19 protein-coding genes and 1 pseudogene are annotated in these 20,395 nt (G+C 58.7%); 12 read left to right on the top strand and 8 right to left on the bottom strand.

Annotated features, from left to right (window positions below; all coding sequences use genetic code 11):
• Window positions 1-1,152 (top strand): MFS transporter (locus tag INT12_RS28915; protein ID WP_226926343.1); only part of this gene is annotated, 1,152 nt, incomplete at its 5' end.
• Here INT12_RS28915 and INT12_RS28910 read toward each other — a convergent pair.
• Together INT12_RS28910 and INT12_RS28905 are read right to left on the bottom strand one after the other, a co-directional pair.
• Window positions 1,146-2,183 carry an alpha/beta hydrolase family protein gene (locus tag INT12_RS28910; RefSeq protein WP_193040606.1) on the bottom strand — a complete coding sequence of 346 codons (1,038 nt, stop codon included), beginning with the start codon at window positions 2,181-2,183 and terminating at the stop codon, window positions 1,146-1,148. The two genes, INT12_RS28915 and INT12_RS28910, sit on opposite strands and share 7 nt — an antisense overlap.
• 229 nt (window positions 2,184-2,412) lie before the next feature.
• Window positions 2,413-3,024, bottom strand: a complete 612-nt coding sequence (locus INT12_RS28905) for an FMN-dependent NADH-azoreductase (RefSeq protein ID WP_193040605.1) — start codon at window positions 3,022-3,024, stop codon at window positions 2,413-2,415.
• Window positions 3,025-3,148: 124 nt separating this feature from the next.
• Here INT12_RS28905 and INT12_RS28900 point away from each other — a divergent pair, with 124 nt between their 5' ends.
• Both INT12_RS28900 and INT12_RS28895 read left to right on the top strand, forming a co-directional pair.
• Window positions 3,149-4,057 (top strand): LysR substrate-binding domain-containing protein, encoded by a 909-nt coding sequence (locus tag INT12_RS28900; RefSeq protein WP_193040604.1) that lies wholly within the window; start codon window positions 3,149-3,151, stop codon window positions 4,055-4,057.
• Complete coding sequence (locus INT12_RS28895) at window positions 4,054-4,410, top strand: MmcQ/YjbR family DNA-binding protein (RefSeq protein WP_046383220.1); 357 nt, start codon at window positions 4,054-4,056, stop codon at window positions 4,408-4,410. Before INT12_RS28900 ends, INT12_RS28895 begins: the two co-directional genes overlap by 4 nt.
• Here INT12_RS28895 and INT12_RS28890 read toward each other — a convergent pair.
• Window positions 4,399-4,782, bottom strand: a complete 384-nt coding sequence (locus INT12_RS28890; protein WP_017847254.1) for a DUF1294 domain-containing protein — start codon at window positions 4,780-4,782, stop codon at window positions 4,399-4,401. The two genes, INT12_RS28895 and INT12_RS28890, sit on opposite strands and share 12 nt — an antisense overlap.
• A complete protein-coding gene (locus INT12_RS28885) occupies window positions 4,779-5,609 on the bottom strand; it encodes an undecaprenyl-diphosphate phosphatase (RefSeq protein WP_017847253.1) in 831 nt (276 codons plus the stop codon). Before INT12_RS28885 ends, INT12_RS28890 begins: the two co-directional genes overlap by 4 nt.
• 230 nt (window positions 5,610-5,839) lie before the next feature.
• Here INT12_RS28885 and INT12_RS28880 point away from each other — a divergent pair, with 230 nt between their 5' ends.
• The 3 genes from INT12_RS28880 (at window position 5,840) to INT12_RS28870 (ending at window position 8,663) form a co-directional block, all read left to right on the top strand.
• Window positions 5,840-7,474, top strand: a complete 1,635-nt coding sequence (locus INT12_RS28880; protein WP_017847252.1) for a methyl-accepting chemotaxis protein — start codon at window positions 5,840-5,842, stop codon at window positions 7,472-7,474.
• A gap of 107 nt (window positions 7,475-7,581) precedes the next feature.
• Window positions 7,582-8,148 (top strand): nicotinamide riboside transporter PnuC, encoded by a 567-nt coding sequence (gene pnuC, locus INT12_RS28875; RefSeq protein ID WP_017847251.1) that lies wholly within the window; start codon window positions 7,582-7,584, stop codon window positions 8,146-8,148.
• Window positions 8,145-8,663 carry an AAA family ATPase gene (locus tag INT12_RS28870; RefSeq protein ID WP_193040603.1) on the top strand — a complete coding sequence of 173 codons (519 nt, stop codon included), beginning with the start codon at window positions 8,145-8,147 and terminating at the stop codon, window positions 8,661-8,663. Before pnuC ends, INT12_RS28870 begins: the two co-directional genes overlap by 4 nt.
• A gap of 109 nt (window positions 8,664-8,772) precedes the next feature.
• Here the strand turns inward: INT12_RS28870 and ggt are convergent, their stop codons facing one another.
• Entirely contained in the window at window positions 8,773-10,497 is a 1,725-nt protein-coding gene (gene ggt / locus INT12_RS28865) for a gamma-glutamyltransferase (protein WP_017847249.1), read from the bottom strand.
• A 180-nt stretch (window positions 10,498-10,677) separates the two neighbouring features.
• Between ggt and INT12_RS28860 the strand changes: the two genes are divergently transcribed.
• Both INT12_RS28860 and INT12_RS28855 read left to right on the top strand, forming a co-directional pair.
• Complete coding sequence (locus INT12_RS28860) at window positions 10,678-11,823, top strand: MalY/PatB family protein (RefSeq protein ID WP_193059121.1); 1,146 nt, start codon at window positions 10,678-10,680, stop codon at window positions 11,821-11,823.
• Window positions 11,824-11,916: 93 nt separating this feature from the next.
• A complete protein-coding gene (locus INT12_RS28855) occupies window positions 11,917-12,261 on the top strand; it encodes a hypothetical protein (protein WP_169886696.1) in 345 nt (114 codons plus the stop codon).
• Window positions 12,262-12,878: 617 nt separating this feature from the next.
• On the opposite strand, the gene INT12_RS28850 is transcribed toward INT12_RS28855, so the two are convergent.
• The 3 genes from INT12_RS28850 to INT12_RS28840 all read right to left on the bottom strand — a co-directional run bounded on the left by INT12_RS28850 (window position 12,879) and on the right by INT12_RS28840 (window position 14,831).
• A complete protein-coding gene (locus INT12_RS28850) occupies window positions 12,879-13,094 on the bottom strand; it encodes a TOBE domain-containing protein (RefSeq protein WP_003173733.1) in 216 nt (71 codons plus the stop codon).
• A gap of 313 nt (window positions 13,095-13,407) precedes the next feature.
• Window positions 13,408-14,316, bottom strand: coding sequence for a FecR domain-containing protein (locus tag INT12_RS28845; RefSeq protein WP_079443667.1), 909 nt, complete (start codon window positions 14,314-14,316; stop codon window positions 13,408-13,410).
• Window positions 14,313-14,831 (bottom strand): sigma-70 family RNA polymerase sigma factor, encoded by a 519-nt coding sequence (locus tag INT12_RS28840; RefSeq protein ID WP_017847246.1) that lies wholly within the window; start codon window positions 14,829-14,831, stop codon window positions 14,313-14,315. The genes INT12_RS28845 and INT12_RS28840 overlap by 4 nt, the downstream gene beginning before the upstream one ends.
• A 504-nt stretch (window positions 14,832-15,335) precedes the next feature.
• Between INT12_RS28840 and INT12_RS28835 the strand changes: the two genes are divergently transcribed.
• From INT12_RS28835 to INT12_RS28820, 4 genes and pseudogenes are all read left to right on the top strand, one after another.
• The gene (locus INT12_RS28835; RefSeq protein ID WP_193059120.1) at window positions 15,336-17,240 is read left to right on the top strand and encodes a M10 family metallopeptidase C-terminal domain-containing protein; all 1,905 of its coding nucleotides are present in this window, start codon (window positions 15,336-15,338) and stop codon (window positions 17,238-17,240) included.
• Between the two features lie 48 nt (window positions 17,241-17,288).
• A complete protein-coding gene (locus INT12_RS28830; RefSeq protein WP_193041190.1) occupies window positions 17,289-18,758 on the top strand; it encodes a M10 family metallopeptidase C-terminal domain-containing protein in 1,470 nt (489 codons plus the stop codon).
• On the top strand, window positions 18,667-19,734 hold the full coding sequence (locus tag INT12_RS28825) for a hypothetical protein (RefSeq protein ID WP_413469023.1): 1,068 nt from the start codon (window positions 18,667-18,669) through the stop codon (window positions 19,732-19,734). The genes INT12_RS28830 and INT12_RS28825 overlap by 92 nt, the downstream gene beginning before the upstream one ends.
• Window positions 19,735-20,215: 481 nt before the next feature.
• A pseudogene (locus INT12_RS28820) lies at window positions 20,216-20,395 on the top strand (ribonucleotide-diphosphate reductase subunit beta); the annotation flags it as partial.

Raw genomic sequence — 20,395 nt, 5'->3', positions numbered from 1 at the left:
CTGTCGATCACCCTGCAGATCGTCTCCATCGTCTTCTACACCTTTATTGCCTTTATCTGCATCGGCCTGCCGATCGCGGTGATCCCAGGCTACGTACACGAGCAACTGGGTTTCAGTGCGGTGGTGGCCGGGCTGACCATCGGTTCGCAATACCTCGCCACCCTGCTCAGCCGCCCCATGGCCGGGCGCATGTCCGATAGCGTGGGCACCAAACGTGCAATCGTGCTCGGCCTGGGCGGCATCCTGGCCAGCGGCGGGCTGACGCTGCTGGCAACACTGCTGCAAAGCCTGCCGCTGTTGAGCCTGGGCATCCTGATCGTCGCTCGTTTGTTGCTCGGCGTGGCCCAGGGCCTGATTGGCGTGGGCACCATCAGTTGGTGCATGGGCCAGGTCGGCGCCGAGCATACGGGGCGCTCGATTTCCTGGAACGGCATTGCGTCCTACGGCGCCATCGCGATTGGCGCGCCGCTGGGCGTGGTAATGGTCGCCGAATACGGCTACAACAGCCTTGGCATCGCCCTGTCGGTGCTGGCGGCGCTGGGCCTGGTGCTGATCCGCAATAAACCGTCAGTGCCGGTGGTCCGCGGCGAGCGCCTGCCGTTCTGGGCGGTGTTCGGGCGTATCGCCCCGTTTGGCGCCAGCCTGTGCCTGGCGTCCATCGGCTACGGCACCCTGACCACCTTTATCACCCTGTATTACCTCAATCGCGGCTGGGCTGGCGCGGCCTATTGCCTGACGGTATTTGGCGTGTGTTTCATCGTTTCGCGCCTGGTGTTTATCTCGGCCATCAGCCGCTTTGGCGGCTTCCGCGCGGCGATTGGGTGCATGATCATCGAGACCCTGGGCCTGACGCTGTTGTGGCTCGCGCCGTCTACCGGCGTGGCATTGATCGGTGCAGGGCTGACCGGCTTCGGTTTGTCGCTGGTGTACCCGGCGCTGGGCGTGGAAGCGATCAAGCAGGTGCCCAACAGCAGCCGTGGCGCGGGGCTGAGTGCCTACGCCGTGTTTTTCGACCTGGCCCTGGCGATTGCCGGGCCCTTGATGGGGGCGGTGGCGTTGAACCTCGGCTACGGCTGGATCTTCTTCTGCGCCGCACTGCTGTCGCTCAGCGCCTTGGGCGTGACTTTGTTGCTCAAACGTCGCGCTTACTGATCCGCCGTCTGCAGGCCGGCACGGGTGGATCGCCCGAGGGTGTGAGCGAAAAAGCGCCCGGCTTCGGAGGTCAGATCGCGGTGAATGCCTTCGCGGTCGACGCCATCGGCATCGGTGCAGATCGCCGGCATCAGCGCCAGTTGATCGCTGTCGCAGGGCGCCATGAACACGAAATGCCCGGCCCCGGCCAGCAATTTGAAGTCCGGCGGTTCGGGCAGCTTGCGCGCCAGGGCGGCGGCGTTCTTGTCCACCGCCACCAGCTTGTCGCCATCACCGCTATAGAGCAGCACCGGCACGTGGACGTCGGCCAGGGTGTGGCGCCCGAACATCAAGCTCAGCGGCGCCATCAACATCAACGCGTGAATGCGTGGGTCGGCTTGTGGCTGCAGGTCATCACGGTCCACCACCAGCTCGCCTTTGGTGGTGCAGGCGTCGCGGTCTTCCGGACGCTCCTGGCAATAGCGGCGCAGGCGGTCGAAATCGGGCTTGGCGCCCGCCAGGATCAACGCGGTTTCGCCACCGGCCGAGTAGCCGATGACACCCACTTGGTCGACGTTGACGAACGGTGACAGCATCGGGTCGCCCAGGGTCGCGGTGATCGCTTCGGAGATCTGGATCGGCCGCCCATACAGGTTGCTCAACGTGCCCAGGCGGCTGTGATCCTTGTAGTTGTCGCCGGGGTGCAGCACCGCCACGACTACAAAGCCCTTGCGCGCCAGGGAGGTCGCCAGGTCATGCAGGGCCAGCGGCGTCCCTGTGTTGCCGTGGGACAGCATCAGCATCGGGAAACGGCCGATAGCGATCTTCGAATCTTCCGTGGCGGCCACGTGATATCCACCCAACCGGGTGGTGTGCTCAACGTCGGTGGACGGATAGAACGCGATGGCATTCATTGGCTGCAGATCCAGCGGGTCGAGAAAACTCATGCGGTGGAAGCCCACACTCCAATGCGGGTGCGGCGCAGGCGCGGCGTGCACTGAAACCAGGCCGCCAAGCAGGGAAAGAACCAAAACAGCACAAAGACGCATCATGAGGATGTCCACCTTTGCTGCGCGATAACCGGCATGTCTATTCAAGATGTCCATGGTTCAAGGTACTCGCACCGAGTGATAAACCCATGCGTGCATAACCTGGGCCAAAGTAAAGTCAGCGGGCCAACGAAAAAACTCCGTACTCCGGTCGCGTTCAGGCGAGCAGAATACAGAGTTTAGGCGCCCGGCTTCAGATTGAAACCGAGCAACAGCGAAATTTACACAAGCCTTACGCGGCGACGAACAATTGTTCGTTGATGACAACGTTGGCGTCGCTCAGGGACTTGCTGCGGAACTCATCGCCATACGCCAGGCCCTGGGCGCGGACGAATTCGATGTCGGTGATGCCGAGGAAGCCCAGCATGACTTTCAAGTATTCCTCGTGGGCCACGCCGGTTGCCTGGCCAACATGCAGGCCGCCGGACGTGGAGACGATGATGACTTTCTTGTTGCCGCACAGGCCTTCCGGGCCGGCTTCGGTGTAGCGGAAGGTCTGGCCGGCCACTGCAATGCGGTCGATCCAGGCCTTGAGCTGGGACGGGATGGTGAAGTTGTACATCGGCGCGCCCAGCACCACGGCGTCGGCGGCGAGGAACTCAGCCAGGGTCGACGCGCTGAGGTCGGCTTCGTGCTGCTGCGCGGCGTCGCGCAGTTCGGCCGGCGTGCCCAGCGCAGCCAGGGTGGCGCCGGAGAAGTGGTTGATAGCTTCGCTGGCTAGGTCACGGTAAGTCACTTCCACACCCGGCTCGGCCGCTTGCCAGGCCTTGACCACGCCGGCACTGAGCTGGCGCGAAGCCGAGTTGTCGCCGAGGATGCTGGAATCGATGTGCAACAGTTTCATGGGTAAGCTCCAAATAAGATCAGCGGTGCGAATCAGATGGTGTTAAGCCTACGCATGAAACCAATAGCCGATAAGGTAGTTGAAATGCGATAGTTCGTCCTACTGACAGGACAATAGGCCGAGCATGCAAGACCTCAATGACCTCTACTATTTCGCCAAAGTCGTGGAAGCCGGCGGCTTCGCGGCGGCCGGGCGCCTGCTGGGGATTCCCAAGTCACGCCTGTCGCGGCGGATCGCCGAGCTGGAAGAACGCCTTGGCGCGCGCCTGCTGCAGCGCACCACCCGGCAACTGACCCTGACCGCCGTCGGCGAGCGTTACCTGCGCCATTGCCAGGCGATGCTGCTGGAAGCGGAAATGGCCGATGAAGCCGTGGCCAGCATGTCCAGCGAACCCCGCGGGCGGCTGCGGGTCAGTTGCCCGGTGGGCATGGCCCAGCACATCCTGCCGGAGCTGGTCGCCGGGTTTCTCGCCGCCCACCCCCAGGTGCAGCTGGAAATGACCCTGGTCAACCGCCGCATCGACCTGGTGGCCGAAGGCATTGACGTGGCGTTGCGGGTGCGCGAGCTCGGCGATGAAGACCCGCTGCTGGTCACCAAGCGCCTGCGCCAGGCCCAGACGCTGCTGGTCGCCAGCCCGGACTTCATGCGCGGCCGACAGGTCGACAACCTCGACGACCTCAAACAATTGCCGGTGCTCGGCGCCCTGGAAGCCGACCGCATGGTCCACCTGCGCCTGCTCGATCCCCAAGGCAACGCCGAAGACCTGGTGATGGAAGCCCGCCTGGGCATCGATGATTTCATCGTGCGCAAAGCCAGCGCACTCAAGGGCCTGGGCTTCACCGTGCTGCCGATGATGTATTGCGAAGAAGAACTGGCCAGCGGCCAACTGGTGCAACTGCTGCCGCAATGGTCGCTGCCGGGCGGCTGGTTGCAGGCCGTGTACCCGCATCGCCGTGGCGTGCTGCCGGCGATTCGTGCGTGGATCGATTACCTGGAAGAAGGTTTTAAAAGCTGTGGAGACCGCCTGTTATGAGCATGACCGAAGAACAAGTCGCGCACTTCTGCCTGAGCCTGCCCGGCGCGCGGGAAGACTATAAATGGGGTGGCGTGCGAGTGTTTTCGATTGCCGGCAACAAGATGTTCGCCTTGCAGAACCTGCGGGGTGACTCGTTGGCGTTCAAGGTCGACAAGGAACTGTTCCTCGGCCATGTGGACCGCCCGGGCATCCACCCGGCGCCGTACCTGGCGCGCGCGCAGTGGATCATCATGAACACGCCCTACCCGCTGGGCACCGAGGAGTTGCGTGGCCTGTTGCAGCGCTCTCACCAGTTGGTGGTGAGCAAGTTGCCCAAGCGCACGCAGGTCGGGTTGTTGCTAGAGGACTGACCCCAGCGTGCCGCTGAGGAACAACTGGTCAAGCCAGAACACCTGATGCAACAGCACGATTGCCCAGAACAGCACCTGATACGAGACCTTGCGCGTCTTGTGCCGGAACACCTGCTGGGCAATCAGCGCACCCGGCCATCCGCCCGCCAGCTCGACGGCGTGCAGGATGTTTTCGGGAATGCGCCGAGCGTCGGTGCGCGCCTTGTGCTTGTCGCTCCAGTACAGCAAAAACGCAATCACGCTGACCACGCCATAGGCCGCCAGCGGTAGCACGGTCTCGCCGCGATGCCACACCAATACCGAGCCCAATAACGGCGCCGCGCACAACAGCGCAAAGATCAGCGCCTTCAGGCGTGGGTGCTGAATCATCATGCCTTGGCCGCGGACCAATCGATCCAGCCGAACTGCCAGGTCGCCAGGATCAGCAAGCCGAATGCAATCCGATACCAGGCAAATGCCGCATAGCTATGGCTGGCGATGAACTTGAGCAGGCCCTTGACCGCAATCATCGCGAAGATGAACGAGGTGACAAACCCGATGGCAAACACCGGCAGGTCAGCCGGCTGGAACAGGTCGCGGTACTTGTAGCCCGAATACACGGCCGCACCGACCATGGTCGGCATGGCCAGGAAGAACGAAAACTCGGTGGCAGCCTTGCGCGACAGGCCGAACAGCAGGCCGCCGATAATGGTCGAGCCCGAGCGCGAGGTGCCCGGGATCATCGCCAGGCACTGGGCAAAACCGACCTTGAGCGCGTCCTTCCAGCTGATCTCATCGACGCTCTCGGCATGCACTTCATGCTCGCGCCGCTCGGCCCACAACATCACGATGCCGCCCACCACCAACGCCGTGGCGACGGTGATCGGGTTGAACAGGTAATGGTGAATCAGGTCAGCGAAAATCACCCCCAGCACCACGGCCGGCAGGAATGCGATCAGCAGGTTGACGGTAAAGCGCTGCGCATTGCGCTGGGTCGGCAAACCGGTCACCACGTCGAGGATCTTGCGGCGAAACTCCCAGACCACCGCCAGAATCGCGCCGAGCTGAATGATGATGTTGAACGCCATGGCGCGTTCGCCACCAAAGTTAAGCAAATCGGCGACGATAATCTGGTGGCCGGTACTGGAGATCGGCAAAAACTCCGTCAGCCCTTCTACCACGCCGAGTATCAACGCCTGTGCGGCGGTCCACAAATCCATACGTCCCCCAAAGGTCTTGTTCTAAGACAAGCCTCGTTAGTCTTTTTAATGGTTCACTGACGACGAGCGCACAAAAAGGCCCGATGCTGATAATCAACGCCGGTCTGCAAAAATTCCGTGAAAAATCAGGCAGTACTCAGGTTTTTCGATTTCAGGCCGAAAGCCTATCAGACAAGGCGTAAAAGTCGATGCAGCGCCGACAATTATAAAAAGCACGGAGTGACAGGACGATGAACAGTTTACGCAATATGTCGATCAGCCGCCGTCTCTGGTTGATCCTGGTAGTTGCCGTGTTGATGCTGTTGGCCCTGGGTTTGCTGATGCTCAAACAGATCCATGACGACCTCTATGAAGCCAAAAGCCTGCAGACCCGACACGTCGTACAGACCGCCAGTGGAATCCTGACGTTTTATCACAGCCTCGAAACCAGCGGCGTCATGCCCCGTGAAGCGGCACAAAAACAAGCCCTGAGCGCGGTGCGCGGCCTGCGCTATAACAAAGACGAATATTTCTGGATCAACGACCTGACGCCGGTGATGATCATGCACCCGGCCAACCCCAAGCTCGATGGCCAGAACCTCTCGTCGATTCGCGACCCGGACGGCTTTGCGATATTCAACGAGTTCGTGAGCCTGGCCAAGGCCAAGGGTGCCGGTATCGTCAATTACCGCTGGCCGAAACCGGGTGCCGATACGCCGATAGAAAAAACCTCGTATATCCAGTTGTTCGAACCGTGGGGCTGGATCATCGGCTCCGGCGTGTATGTGGATGACGTGCAAGCCGAATTCAACGCGCAAGTGTGGAAAGCCTCGGGGGTCGGCCTGGGCATCGCCGTGGTCATGGCCCTGCTGGTCTCGTTGATTGTGCGCAGCATCGTGCGCCCGCTGCAGGCCGCCGTGAATGCCATGGCCAGTATCGCCAGCGGCGAGAGCGACCTGACGCGCAGCCTCGACACCCATGGCCGCGACGAAGTCACCCAACTGTCCCAGCACTTCAACAGCTTCACCGCCAAGCTGCGCCACGTCGTCGGCCAGTTGCAGATGTGCGCCAATGCGCTGGGCCAGTCCTCCACTGAGCTGGGCAACAACGCCAGCCAGGCCCACGACCGCAGCCAGCAACAGTCGCAACAGATGGAACTGGTGGCCACCGCGGTCAATGAAGTCACCTACGGCGTGCAGGACGTGGCCAAGAATGCCGAGCACGCCGCCAGCGAAATGCGCGATGCCCAGGCCCAGGCCGAGCAAGGCCAAGTGAACATCGACAGCAGCTTGCAGCAGATCGACCAACTGTCCACCACCATCAGCCAGGCCGTGGAAGTGATTCGCACCCTGTCGAGCGAAAGCACGCAGATCGGTGGCGTGCTCGAAGTGATCCGCTCCATCGCTGACCAGACCAACCTGCTCGCCCTCAACGCCGCCATCGAAGCCGCGCGTGCCGGTGAGCAAGGCCGCGGGTTTGCGGTGGTGGCGGACGAAGTGCGGCTGCTGGCCCAACGCACGCAGAAATCCACTGCTGAAATCCAGGTCATGATCGAGCGTCTGCAAGGTCACTCGGAAGCGGCGGTCAAGGTCATCAGCGACAGCCACAGCGCGTCGCAACTGACCATCGAACAGGCCGGCCAGGCCGGGGCCAGCCTCACTGCCATCGGCCAGGCCCTGCGCAACCTCAATGGCCTGAATGCCTCGATCGCCAGCGCCACCCTGCAACAGGCCCACGTGGTCGAGGACATCAACCAGAACGTGACCCAGGCCGCCGGGTTGTCCCACAACACGGCAGTGGCGGCCGAACAGTCCAGCGTGGCCAGCGCACACTTGCGCGGGTTGAGCGAGCAGCTCGACGGCCTGCTGCGTCAATTCAAAGTCTGACGCCACTCAAACTGTGGGAGGGGGCTTGCTCCCTCCCACATTTGCCTTCCTGTGTTTTGAAGATTGGTTACAATCCCCGCCCTTTCCCTCTCTCCCAAGGAACCACCATGTCCGGGCTTGAACTGTTCGCCGCCGCGCTGGGGGTGATCGCTGTCTGGCTGACGGTCAAACAAAACCCCTGGTGCTGGCCCATCGGCCTGGTGATGGTGCTGCTCTACACTTGGGTGTTCTACGACGTGAAACTCTATTCCGACATGCTGTTGCAGGTGGTCTACGCCGCCCTGCAAGTCTACGGCTGGTGGCAGTGGACCCGACGCGCCGGGGACATCAAGCCAGGTCGCCAAGTCACCAGCCTGGGCTGGTCCGCGATCCTTACCAGCCTGGCTATCGGCGCGGTCGGCAGCCTGTTGCTCGGCGCCGCCATGGCTCACTGGACCGACGCCGCCCAACCCTGGCTCGACGCCGCCCTCACCGGCTTCAGCCTGGTGGCGCAGATGTGGATGGCGCAAAAGCGCGTGCAGTGCTGGCCATTGTGGATTGTCGTGGATGTGATTTTCGTCGGGCTGTTCCTCTATAAAGGCCTCTACCTCACCGCCGCGCTCTATGCGCTGTTCACCGCGATCGCCGTGCAAGGCTGGCGCGAATGGCGTGCCGACGCGGCGTTGCGCGCATGAAGGTGGTGGTCCTGGCCGGCCCCGAATCCAGCGGTAAAAGCTGGTTGGCCGCGCAGTTGCAAATGCAGTTCGGCGGGCTGATGGTGGGCGAGTACGTGCGGCACTTCATCGACCACCATCAGCGCGACACCACGCTGGCCGACATCCCGGCCATCGCCCGTGGACAACTGGCCTGGGAAGATGCCGCCCGCGCCGAGCGCCCTGCGCTGCTGATCCTCGACACGCACCTGCTGACCAACAGACTCTGGAGCCAGACCCTGTTCGGCGACTATCCGACATGGCTTGACGACGAACTGCTGGCCCGCCACTACGACCTGCACCTGCTGCTGTCCCCCAACGACGTGGAATGGACCGCCGACGGCCAGCGTTGCCAGCCGGAACTGGCCGACCGCCAGGCGTTTTTCCAGCACAGCCTGGATTGGATGCAGCAGCATCGCCAGGCCCTGGTGGTGATCAGGGGAAATTGGGAAGAACGCCGCGCCAAAGCCTTCGCAGCCGTCAAACAGATACTGTAGGAGCGAGCTTGCTCGCGAAAAACGCAAGAACACCGCGTTAATCCAGAATGCCCGCGTTATCGTTGACGCTCTTCGCGAGCAAGCTCGCTCCTACAGTGAGTTGCGGCGCTTAGTAGCCCAGGGACAGGCCGGTATTGCGACGCGGGTCGTTGGCCCCATAGAAACGGTTGTTGCCGACCGGCTTGCCGTCCAGGGACGGCGCGCCCACCAGGATCGCCGCCAAGTGGTTGGCATCCTGTGGCCCGGCAAACTTGTGGCCCCAGCTCTCAAGGATCTTCTGCGTATCCGGGCTGACCGCGAAGGTCTCGAGGTTGGTGGTGTCCGGCATCCACTGCTGGTGGAAACGCGGCGCGTCGACGGCCTCCTGGATGTTCATCTTGTAATCGATGACGTTGAGAATCGTCAGCAAGGTCGCGGTAATGATGCGACTGCCGCCCGGCGTGCCGACCACCATCACCGCCTTGCCATCCTTGGTCACGATGGTCGGGCTCATCGACGACAGCGGCGCCTTGCCCGGTGCGATGGCGTTGGCTTCACCCTGGACCAGGCCGTACATGTTCGGCACGCCGACCTTGACGGTGAAATCGTCCATTTCATCGTTGAGGATCACCCCGGTCTTGCTCGCCATCACGCCGGCACCGAACCAGTCATTGAGGGTGTAGGTCACCGAGACCGCGTTGCCCCACTTGTCGACGATGGAATAGTGGGTGGTGTTGTTGCCTTCATGGGGCGCTACGCCCGGTTTGATCGCCTGGGAGTCGCCGGCCTTGTTCGGCTCGATGGCGTCCCGCAGTTTCGTGGCGTAGTTTTTGTCCAGCAGGTGTTCGATCGGGTTCTTTACGAAGTCCGGATCGCCGAGGTAGCTGTTGCGATCCACATACGCGTGGCGCATGGCTTCGATCTGGTAGTGCAGGCCCTGGGCCGAGTGGTAGCCCAGGTCGGCCATCGGGTAGCCTTCGAGGATGTTCATGATCTGGCAGATCACCACGCCACCGGAGCTCGGCGGCGGTGCCGAGACCACATGGTAGCCCCGGTAGTCGCACTCGATGGGCGCCAGTTCACGGGTCTTGTACTTGTCGAGGTCGGCCTGGGTGATGATGCCCTTACCGGCCTGGCTGGAATCCACCAACGCCTTGGCGACCCAGCCTTTATAGAAACCGTCGCTGCCCTTGGCGGAGATTTCCTTGAGGGTCTTGGCCAGGTCTTTCTGCACCAGCTTCTGGCCGACCTGCAACGGCTGGCCGTTGTGCAGGAAGATTGCGCGCAGGTCCTTGTCTTTTTCGAACTCGCCGGTGGCGGTGTGCAGCAGGTCGATATCACCCTGCTCCAGCGCGAAGCCGTTTTCCGCCAGCTTGATCGCCGGGGCAATCACCTGGGCGCGCTTGAGGGTGCCGTATTTGCTCAGGGCCAGCTCCATGCCGGACACGGTGCCGGGGACGCCGACGGCCAGGTGGCCCTTGGCGCTCAGGCCTTCGACGACGTTGCCGGCCTTGTCCAGGTACATGTCGGCGGTGGCGGCCAGCGGGGCTTTTTCGCGGAAGTCGAGGAAGGTCTTGCGCCCGTCGGCCAGTTGCACGGTCATGAAGCCGCCGCCGCCCAGGTTACCCGCCGCCGGGTACACCACTGCCAACGCGTAGCCCACGGCCACGGCGGCATCCACCGCGTTGCCGCCGGCCTTGAGCACATCTACGCCGACATGCGTGGCCAGATGCTGGGCCGTTACCACCATGCCATTTTCACCGGCCACCGGGGCCTGGGAGGCGGCTTGCACACCGCTGACCGTCAATACCAGCGCAGTGGCAATCAAAGTACGGCTGAAGGGTTGGTATTTCATCCTTGGCTACTCGGGTTATTGAGATGCACCAAAATAGCCCGACTTGGATGCAATCCCCAGCGCAGTGGCGTTTTTGTGACAGAACCTGTCGGTCACGGAACGATTCAGCGCTGGCCTCGACGGCCAATGGCGCTAGAATCGGCGCCATTCTTCACCTGACTCTCCGACACGAGCCTCCCCATGAGCTTTGATTTCGACACGATCCACCCCCGCCTCGGCACCGGCAGCACCAAGTGGAACCGTTACCCGCCCGACGTGTTGCCGATGTGGATCGCCGACATGGACATCGCCGCGCCACCCGCCGTGCTTCAAGCCCTGCACCAGCGCCTCGACCAGCAGATTCTCGGCTACAGCGTGGCCGGCCCGGACGTGCGCGCGGCCATCGTTGCCGACCTGTGGGCCAAATACGCCTGGCGCGTGCAGCCGGACGAATTGCTGTTTCTGCCCGGGGTAGAACCCGGTTTCAATATGGCGCTGCATGCCTTCGTGCAGCCCGGCCAAGCGGTGGTGCTGCAAACCCCCAACTATCGGCCGATTCGCCTGGCGCCCGGAAACTGGAACCTGCCGCGCATCGAAGTGCCGTTCAAGCTGGTCAACGCGCAGTACATCACGCCGATGCCGCTGCTGCGCCAGGCGCTGACCGGGGCCGGCGCATTATTGCTGAGCAACCCGCACAACCCGGTGGGCAAAGTCGTCCCCCGCGAAGAACTGCTCGCAGTAGCCAATGCCTGCCTGGAACAGGGCGCGCTGATCATCAGCGATGAAATCCACGCCGAGCTGTGCTTCGACGGCCGTCGCCACATCCCCACCGCCAGCCTCAGCCCGGAAATCGCCCAGCGCACCATCACGCTGATGTCCGCGAGCAAGGCCTACAACGTGGCCGGCCTGAAGACCTGTGTTGCCGTAGTGCAAAACGCCGAGATGCGCGAGCGCTTCAACCAGGCGCGTTGCGGCATGGTCGACAGCGTCAGCCCCCTGGGCCTGGAAGCCACCCGCGCGGCCTACAGCCAATGCGGCGACTGGCTCGAGGCGTTGCTGCAGTACCTGCAGGCCAACCGCGACTACCTGCTCGACGCGGTAAAAAGCCGCCTGCCCGGCGTGGTCATGCATGCGCCTCAAGGCACCTTTCTGGCGTGGCTGGATTGCAGCGCCCTGGGCCTGGACGACCCGCAACAGTTCTTCCTGGAACAGGCCAAGGTCGGTTTGAGCGCGGGGATCGAATTCGGCGATGACTGCCAGCAGTTCGTGCGCCTGAACTTCGGCTGCCCGCGGGCGTTGCTGGAAGAGGGTCTGCAGCGGATGGAACGCAGCTTGCTCACCCGTTAAAACTGACTGGCTCCTTCCCGGGGCCAGTCGTTCGATGGTGTTGGCCCACCCTTGGGCGTGCGTCAGGTTTGAGGATGACCAGTTTCAACTTTCATGCTGCTCACCTGCACAGTCCGGATGGATGAGCCCGCTTGGCGTGGCGCATTTATCACCATAGTCACACCGTCGTTGGTGATGAACATTGGTCGTGCCCGATCATCCTCCGTATCGCTGGAAAAGGCATTGTTGAAGACAAGTGCGCGGCTATTCCACGGCGTATCGCCGCTCGTATCAACGGATAAATCACCGGTGGGCGAAACACGCCAGCCAGAGTTGACCGTTGAGCGTGAACATATGGTTCTCATCATTACCCTGGATAAAACTTTGCAGTCGTTCAACCGTAGTCACATTGGAAAAAGACTGGAAATGCGCGATTTTCTTCACCCCTTCCGTATTTGATTCCTGGGTTTTTATCGAGATCGTATTCGTCTTGAAGTTAACGACGTGCCCCGCGTATCGGGCTACTTTGTCCGCTCCATCTTCTTTATAGGGGGTCGTTAGTATGACATTATCGACTTAACCTCCCTGTATAGATGAATGCCTTGATCGGAAAACACTAGCAAAGCAAAAAGCATTCAACTGTCAGACTTATCTATTTACCGTCATTATCGTTTGATAACAATATATTTCGACTGCACGCCTGAAACTCAAACACTAAAGAATACGCGCGACCAATGCCCTTGCCCCCTTCCACCCAAGATCGGTACGCAGCTCCATACGCGGCTCAAAAACAGCGCCAACAGTAAGAAGGTCGAAACCCACAACGACACTCCCAAACTGTTTGACTACCTGCAGCGCCCCCTCACTAAGTTCCAGGCATTTATCTTATTTTATACCCTGCACCAACGCTCATAAAAACCATGCACCCTTTGAATACTCCGACAGGTTCGACTCAGCCAGGACTTCGAGTCCCTCTGCGGCGTAGTTGCCAGCCAGAACACCGGCGACCAGAGCCTCGGCGTCGACAGCGCCGCCATCGCCGGCAAGCGGGCGCCTACAGTGAATTACGCAAGTCTTTAGAGTTTGGCGATGGAAACTTCAGTCGATTTCACAAAGGCAATCACTTCACTGCCCACCTTCAACTCCAGGTCACGCACCGAGCGCGTGGTGATCACTGAAGTAACGATGCCGGACGCGGTCTGCACGTCGATTTCCGACACCACTTCCCCCAGCAGAATCTCCTTGATCACGCCCTTGAACTGATTACGCACGTTGATCGCTTTAATGGTCATGTCGGCTTTCCTTTTGGCTGTTAGGTCGATCTGCACGAATGTGCAGAGCCTCAAAGTGCGCCACCCACAAAAACATTAAAAGGAATATATAACTATTTGTTTATTCCATACGGATATATAAAAACTGTTTCACCGCCAACAGTCGATCAACAGCTTGCCCTCCCCGCTACAGCCTTCTCCGCTCGAAACCACGTAAACATGCGTGGGCTGGCCTTGCAACCACGCGAAGCCGTCAGCCTGCTGGGCCCCAGTGTCTGAAACCTTCCGTCGAAACGAAACAAAACAACTGCCACATTTTTGATCGCCAGTGTCTTCAAGTGAGTGTGACCCAATACCGCGTCCGCGCCTGCACCTCGAACCCTAGACTCGAGGCCAACAGACTGAGGATGCGGTCGGTGTCATCCAGGCGAAAACTGCCCGTCACCCGCAACGTCTCCAGGTTCGGCGCCCAGCGCAACACGCCTGGGCGATAGCGCGCCAGCTCGCGCAGAAAATCCCCCAGAGCCTGGTTCTGTGCGGTCAGCACGCCGTCGCGCCAGCCCAGTTGCAACACATCGAACGGCACCCGCGCACCGAGCCCGCCGGCGCTTAATGGCGCTTGCTGGCCGTCCTGCAACGTCGCCAGTTGCCCGTTCACGTCGCGCACCTGCACGCGGCCCTTGAGCACCGACACCCGGCAGCCGGCAGCCAGTTGGCGCACGCACACCTCGGCCTGACTGACCCGCACCTCGCCGTAGCGCGTGCGTAGCGTCATCGCGTGTGCGCCCGGCACGTTCAGTGCCAGTTCGCCGTCCACCAGCGTGATGCGCCGTTGCGCCGGGTCCACATCCACGGCCGTGGCGGTGTTCAGTTGCAGGCTGCCGCCCTCGGCCAACGGCAGGCGTCTGCGCTCGCCGGTGGCGGTGTGCAGGTCGGCGCGCCAACTATCTATAGGTAACTGGCGACTGATCAACCAGGCCGTCGGCACCAGCGCCGCCACGCCCAACGCACGCTTGAGCAACGCCCGCCGCCCCACTTGCGGGCGGTCGAGGCTGGCCATCGCCAACGCCTGGGGCAGCGCGCTGAAGCGCTGGCGCAGGGCCTGAGCTTTCTGCCAGGTGTGTTCGTGCTGCGGATGACTGTCGCGCCAGTGCTGCAACGCAGCATGATCGCGTTCAGTGGCCGCCCCCGATTCCAGCAGCGCCAGCCATTGCGCGGCCGCTCGCGCAACCTCACGGTTCACAGGTCCACCAGCAGGCAATGTTCATAGGCTTGCGCCATGTAACGCTTGACCGTGCGCTCCGACACCTCAAGCCGCTCGGCAATCTCTCGATAGCCCAGGCCCTCCAGTTGACTCCAGAGAAACGCCCGGCGCACCAGTGCAGGCAAGCCGTCGAGCAATTCATCCAGGGCTTGCAGGGTTTCCAACACCAGCCAGCGCTGCTCGGGAGATGGCACGCAGGCTGGCGGCAGGTTGCCGAGTGCGGTCAGATAAGCCTGCTCAAGGCTGCGTCGCTGATGAAAATTGACCAGCAGGCGCTTCCCCACCGTCACCAGATAGGCCCGCGGTTCCTGCATCTGCGCGAGCGGCTGGGCACTGGCGAGCACCCGCACGAAAGTGTCCTGGCTCAGGTCAGCCGCATCCCAGGCATTGCCCAGGCGCCGCCGCAGCCAGCTTTCCAGCCAACTGCGATGGTCGCGATACAGGCTCGACAACGTCGGTTCGGCGGCGTGCGAAGGGACAACAGCATCATTCATGGCAAGCAACCTGCGCAGCGCGATTGAGTCTCAAATGAGATTAATTCTAATTAATATCGCGGCGAGACACCATGACTTTCAACTGAATGTTCATGCGGACTGTGCCGCCCCTTAGGCCTGCCCGCGCCCTACTACACTGCTTGATGCCCAAATCGGAGCCCGGTACGACCGCGAACTGTCTCTGCCATTTCGACCATGGTTCGCGAGTACAACGAAGCTAAACCAATCAAACAATAAATAAAGGTTGCTGAATACATCACGTCATCCACCCTAATAAATCATCTGATAGCCGAACGCCTAATAATATTTGCCTGCTACGCCTTCCAAATTTAATAGAGCGCATTTCAACCAGTAACAAAAAATCAAAACCACGTTTAAAACGCTTCTCGCAACAATTCCCCTATAGTGAACAACAGCATTTTTTGGCATCGTACATATACTGCGCACAAACAATGCCAGCACCTATATCTCTAATACACTCACCCTTACAACCGAACATCTATCATGCCCAATACTTCAACATTCCCCACCCGCACACCGCTACAAGCGCCCCATTACTTTCCTCGCGTTTCCGAGCACGAACCGGAAGCGGAAGATGACGCTGGGAAGGATAAAAAAATGTCGCTCGACACTACTCAAGCCGGAAGAATTATTTCTCGAAATGGCGCGACCTGGCACGATAAAAATCGAGACAGCCATACAACTATCTACTACGAATTCGACCTCAAGGACCCAGTTCATCAAGCAGACATCCACACCAACTTTACTGAAGAGCAAAAAGACGGCCTTAGAAAGGCAATGCAGAGTTGGTCAGATATCGCCAATATACGCTATAAAGAAAACCCGCCGAAAGGTGAGTGGCTGGGCGATACAAAGTTTTATAGTGACAACCCCGACACGGAAGGCTTACTTGCGGTACGCAAACATTTAGGTCATGGCATTGGGGGAAAGGCAGCTATCGGAACAGCGGATGTTTGGTTGGGATTAAGAAATCCAAATGAAAACCTGAGCCCCAGGTCGGCGGGTGGTTTCGTTGCCATGCATGAATTTGGGCACAATCTAGGACTACCCCATCCTGGACACTATAACGGGAGCGCCAACTACGCAAAAGATGCCCTCTATGCTGAGGACACCAGAGGCCACTCCATCATGAGTTATTTTGAAGAACAGGAAAACGGCCAACACTTCAGTGGCGGCCACCCGTGGACACCCATGATGGATGACATAAGCGCGATACAAAGAATCTACGGTTCCAACTACACCACTCGAAATACCGATACGACTTACGGCTTCAACTCTAATACCGATCGGGATGCTTTGACTTTCAAATCGACGGATGACCGCCCCGTTCTCTGCATCTGGGATGGCGGCGGGAATGATACCTTGGACTGTTCGGAGTTCACGGCAGACCAACACATCAACCTAAACGAGCAAACATTCTCCAATGTGGCCGGACTGAAGGGGAATGTCTCCATTGCCAAAGGCGTTACCCTGGAAAACGCCGTTGGTGGCCACGGCAATGACCATCTGATCGGCAACACAGCCGACAATAGGCTCACTGGTGGCGCGGGTGCGGACAGACTAACGGGCGGCAAAGGGAAAGATTTTTTTATCTATAACACCACATCAGACTCTACCCCGGAAAACCCAGACTTTATTACCGACTTTATAAGCGGTATTGACAGTATTGACGTGTCCACTTTACTGAAAAAAAGTGGCGTAAATAGTCTCAACTTCGTCACTCATTTTTCCGGGAGGATTGGCGAGGCAGCGCTTGGCTTCGATGAGAAGCTGAATGAAGGCACTCTCACGATAGACCTGACAGGCAAGGGTCAAGCTACTTTCCTCATCAAGACCCATGGAAAGATATATCCGGCAGACGTAGTACAGGTCCCCTCGACATACAAACCCGTTGACGCATCTCCCCCGCGCATCAACCCCGACGGAGGACGCACCGATGGTTACGTGCCCCCGGCACCGATCGTCGTACCGCCCTCCGTCAGTGTCGTCATTGGCACTAAAGACAACGATGTCCTTCGTGGCGACCATGGGGACAATCTGATAACCGGCGGTGCTGGCGCAGATACGCTCGTGGGCGGATCAGGCAGGGATACTTTTGTATATGAGCACGCCAGTGACTCCACCATTCAACGACCGGACCAGATACTGGATTTTAAAACCGGCGTTGACACGATTGACGTTTCCAAAGCGCTTGAAAAGGCCGGTGTTCACAGTTTGAATTTTGTCACTCAGTTTACCAGGCGCTCGGGGGATACGGTTATCCGTCATAATTCAACAAGCAACGAAAGCACACTTGGGATAGACATGACCGGAAACGGAAAAGCGGACCTATTTATTCATACCCAAGGCAAAATCAACGCCGGTGATATTTTAAGCAAAACAATATAATAGCAACAACACACATAGAACATCTCAATACACTAGGTTACTTAACCCATGACTGACTCATTAAGCACTCGCACGCCTAACCGTTTGACAAACTCATCACCCGATATCCACACACGCCCAATAGCACCGATCGTTACTGAAAAAGCGTCCCTGACCACAGAGGACGCTGTAAACCTGATAATTAAAGAAAAAGTGCATGATCGCCACTTAGACGGGGTCACTAACATTCTTTACGAGTTCTTCTCAGAATCCAAATCAGATCATTTCCACTATCACTCACCTACCGAGTTCAACGCCAATCAAAAACACCAGACCCGGAGAGCCATCCAAGCCTGGGAAGACCTGGCCAACGTAACATTTACAGAGCTTCCAGAACCCACCTCATCAAACGATACCCGAACGATAGTGGGAAAACACAAACATAATGACCACAGAATAGTATTTAGACAAACTGAACACATAAAAAGCGGTGGCATTATTTCGAACTATCCCGGCGCCCCCCACGCGTCCCTTGCTATACTGGGCGCATCCACAGTAGATTCTGACTTTGATCACAACGATGTTAAGCGTGGCGTATTAACCACCCTGATTGGCGGAGCGTTAGGACTCGGTACGCCACTTCAAACCAGAACAACACAACACGTCAACAGTTCCGGCAAACCGCAGGATTCGGCATTTCACACCAAGGACAACCTCGACTACACGATAATGAGCCCCCACATAGGCGTTCAATCAAAGAGCGACCGCCCCGCAGCCGCCATGATGCACGATATTGCCGCCGTTCAAAAAATGTATGGCGCCAACTTGAAAACACGGAACACGGATACTGTTTACGGTTTCAACTCCAATAGTGGTCGCGACTTTCTTAGCCTCAAGTCTGATAAAGACAAAGCACTATTCTGTGTCTGGGACGGTGGTGGCAATGACACCCTCGATTTTTCCGGTTTTTCCCAGAACCAGAAAATCAACCTCTACGAACGATCGTTTTCCGATGTGGGGGGAATGAAAGGCAACGTCTCCATCGCAAGGGGCGTGACCCTGGAGAACGCCGTGGGCGGAGCAGGCGACGACTTATTGATTGGTAATCACGTAGACAATCGACTAAAGGGTGGCGCCGGCGCGGACAGTCTGGAGGGCGGCAATGGTGCCGACACCTTCATCTATGATGACGTCAGCGACTCTACCCCCGAAAACCCGGATCTTATTACCGACTTCAGCAGCGGGACCGACAAAATCGATCTTTCCGGCGTACTGCGAAACAACAGAATCGGAAGCTTAAACTTTGTAGCGAACTTTACCGGCAAAGCCGGTGACGTCGTGCTGAGTTACAACGCAATAACCGGCCAGGGCAGCCTGGCAGTAGATTTGACCGGCAACGGCCAGGCGAGCTTGCTGATCAAGACCGTGGGCCAGGTACGGGCGGGCGATGTTCTGGTTTCAACATTGCAGCAACCATCGGGACCCAATAATCCTGTTCAGCCCCCCCCCACCAGAAACCCCACAAACAGCCCGGAATGAAGCATTACCTCTCTCTCAAACATTCAACAGCGGCCACACCGCACAAAACCAATCTGTCAGCCATGTAGCACTCCCTAACATAACGCCAACCTCCAGCATCGTTTCGCAAGTGGTCTCCGCCCATACTCCTGTCACGGTTGTTTCGGTGAATAACGAGCATTGGAATTACTACATCAATCTGCCAAAAGAGCCCAAGGACAACGACATCGTTATCGTTAACTCAACGGCACTTAACAAGAGCAAAATCATTGACGACAATACCGGCCAATTCAATTATTTAGGCATCATCAACCCTGGCGAAAAACGCGCGCTCAAATACTCCGCAGAGACCAAAACCTGGCAGCCTCAAGAGACCAGCGAAACGCAGTGGATTGGCTCAAAGATCTTGCTCGGCACCTCCCATGCTGTCGTTTCCCTGAATAGGCACAACTGGAGACCGCAGGCCAGGCTGCCTATCGAAGGAACAAACGGCGATATCATCAGACTGCACTCTGATGCGGATCTTCCGATAGATATCAAGACGTCCGATGTCACCGACCCTACGGTGTGGCAACTAACCAAAGGCGATGCCATAGACTTTCAGTACAGCGCCAAGACCGGCTCATGGGAAATGCTGCGCCCAACAGGTCAGTTCTATCGCGCACAATCATTGGTTACTGGCGTGATGCCTCCTCCTTTCACTTATCGAACCTACGTGGAAGTAGCCAATGGCAATTGGCAGGAGTCAATCACTCTCCCAACCGAAAATGTGCATGAGGGCCATCAAGTTATTATAAAAACAACAGCCGACCAAAGTTTCAAAGTCAAGCATGGGCAAACCCAATACACTATCGGCCCGGGGGAGTCTGTTTCATTTAAGGCCGACAAGAACGGTCGGTATGCGAGAGAGCCGAAACCTGCAGACTACTATGCTCATTTAACGGTCAAATCCAAATTACATTTTTTCAATCAAGATGGCGTGTGGAGAACGTGGTAACAATTTAATCAGCGTAAGTTGCCCTCCTCTCACAATACCCGCTCCATCTTGATGATCTCGAAGGATCACCGCGCTTTTCCCACGGCCGAACGTCCCCGCCGAAAGTTCGAAAACCACTCAAGATGTAGAACTTTTCGGCGGTCGGGGCTCCTTTTCAGACGAGCCCTGGCGTCGTCCTGCGTAGCGAGGCCGATCAGCCGTTTTTTTCATTCCCTGGCGATTTCAAATGTGCCCAGTGAACCCCGGCGTTATAGCGGACCCGGCGCCTGGCAGCGACCTAAAACCGCACACGTTGTCCGTTGACCATGCTGATCACACCCCATATAGTGTGCCCACGCCAACAAACAACCACTACATAGTGTGCGAACTCGTAAAATGCTGACCACACTATGCGCAGTATTTCAATGCCTTGAAGCCTGCAAATCACTTATTTTTGGACGGGTTCACACACCGTCAGCACAGACCAGGAAGGAGTATTTCAATGCTGAGTTGGGATGAAGTCGACAACGAAGACACCGGTGCAGCGGTGATCAGAGGCGCCAACGCCGGCCACGCCACCGAAGCCAACATGGACCGCCTCGACGGTGCCGGCGCCGCTGCCGCCATCGAAGCCCGCGCCGTCACCGCCAACGACTCCGCCGCGATCATCCGCGCCAAGGCT

The organism is Pseudomonas sp. K8 (assembly GCF_014889455.1).
GTDB lineage: Bacteria > Pseudomonadota > Gammaproteobacteria > Pseudomonadales > Pseudomonadaceae > Aquipseudomonas > Aquipseudomonas veronii.
Note: the sequence above shows the minus strand (reverse complement) of the source record. Positions and strands in the feature narration are given on the sequence as shown.

Bases quoted from the DNA above. Each gene is read 5' to 3' on its own strand.
- INT12_RS28910 (WP_193040606.1), bottom strand. From the start codon at position 2,183: ATGATGCGTCTTTGTGCTGTTTTGGTTCTTTCCCTGCTTGGCGGCCTG.
- INT12_RS28905 (WP_193040605.1), bottom strand. From the start codon at position 3,024: ATGAAACTGTTGCACATCGATTCCAGCATCCTCGGCGACAACTCGGCT.
- INT12_RS28900 (WP_193040604.1), top strand. From the start codon at position 3,149: ATGCAAGACCTCAATGACCTCTACTATTTCGCCAAAGTCGTGGAAGCC.
- INT12_RS28895 (WP_046383220.1), top strand. From the start codon at position 4,054: ATGAGCATGACCGAAGAACAAGTCGCGCACTTCTGCCTGAGCCTGCCC.
- INT12_RS28890 (WP_017847254.1), bottom strand. From the start codon at position 4,782: ATGATGATTCAGCACCCACGCCTGAAGGCGCTGATCTTTGCGCTGTTG.
- INT12_RS28885 (WP_017847253.1), bottom strand. From the start codon at position 5,609: ATGGATTTGTGGACCGCCGCACAGGCGTTGATACTCGGCGTGGTAGAA.
- INT12_RS28880 (WP_017847252.1), top strand. From the start codon at position 5,840: ATGAACAGTTTACGCAATATGTCGATCAGCCGCCGTCTCTGGTTGATC.
- pnuC (WP_017847251.1), top strand. From the start codon at position 7,582: ATGTCCGGGCTTGAACTGTTCGCCGCCGCGCTGGGGGTGATCGCTGTC.
- INT12_RS28870 (WP_193040603.1), top strand. From the start codon at position 8,145: ATGAAGGTGGTGGTCCTGGCCGGCCCCGAATCCAGCGGTAAAAGCTGG.
- ggt (WP_017847249.1), bottom strand. From the start codon at position 10,497: ATGAAATACCAACCCTTCAGCCGTACTTTGATTGCCACTGCGCTGGTA.
- INT12_RS28860 (WP_193059121.1), top strand. From the start codon at position 10,678: ATGAGCTTTGATTTCGACACGATCCACCCCCGCCTCGGCACCGGCAGC.
- INT12_RS28855 (WP_169886696.1), top strand. From the start codon at position 11,917: ATGCTGCTCACCTGCACAGTCCGGATGGATGAGCCCGCTTGGCGTGGC.
- INT12_RS28850 (WP_003173733.1), bottom strand. From the start codon at position 13,094: ATGACCATTAAAGCGATCAACGTGCGTAATCAGTTCAAGGGCGTGATC.
- INT12_RS28840 (WP_017847246.1), bottom strand. From the start codon at position 14,831: ATGAATGATGCTGTTGTCCCTTCGCACGCCGCCGAACCGACGTTGTCG.
- INT12_RS28835 (WP_193059120.1), top strand. From the start codon at position 15,336: ATGCCCAATACTTCAACATTCCCCACCCGCACACCGCTACAAGCGCCC.
- INT12_RS28830 (WP_193041190.1), top strand. From the start codon at position 17,289: ATGACTGACTCATTAAGCACTCGCACGCCTAACCGTTTGACAAACTCA.
- INT12_RS28825 (WP_413469023.1), top strand. From the start codon at position 18,667: ATGTTCTGGTTTCAACATTGCAGCAACCATCGGGACCCAATAATCCTG.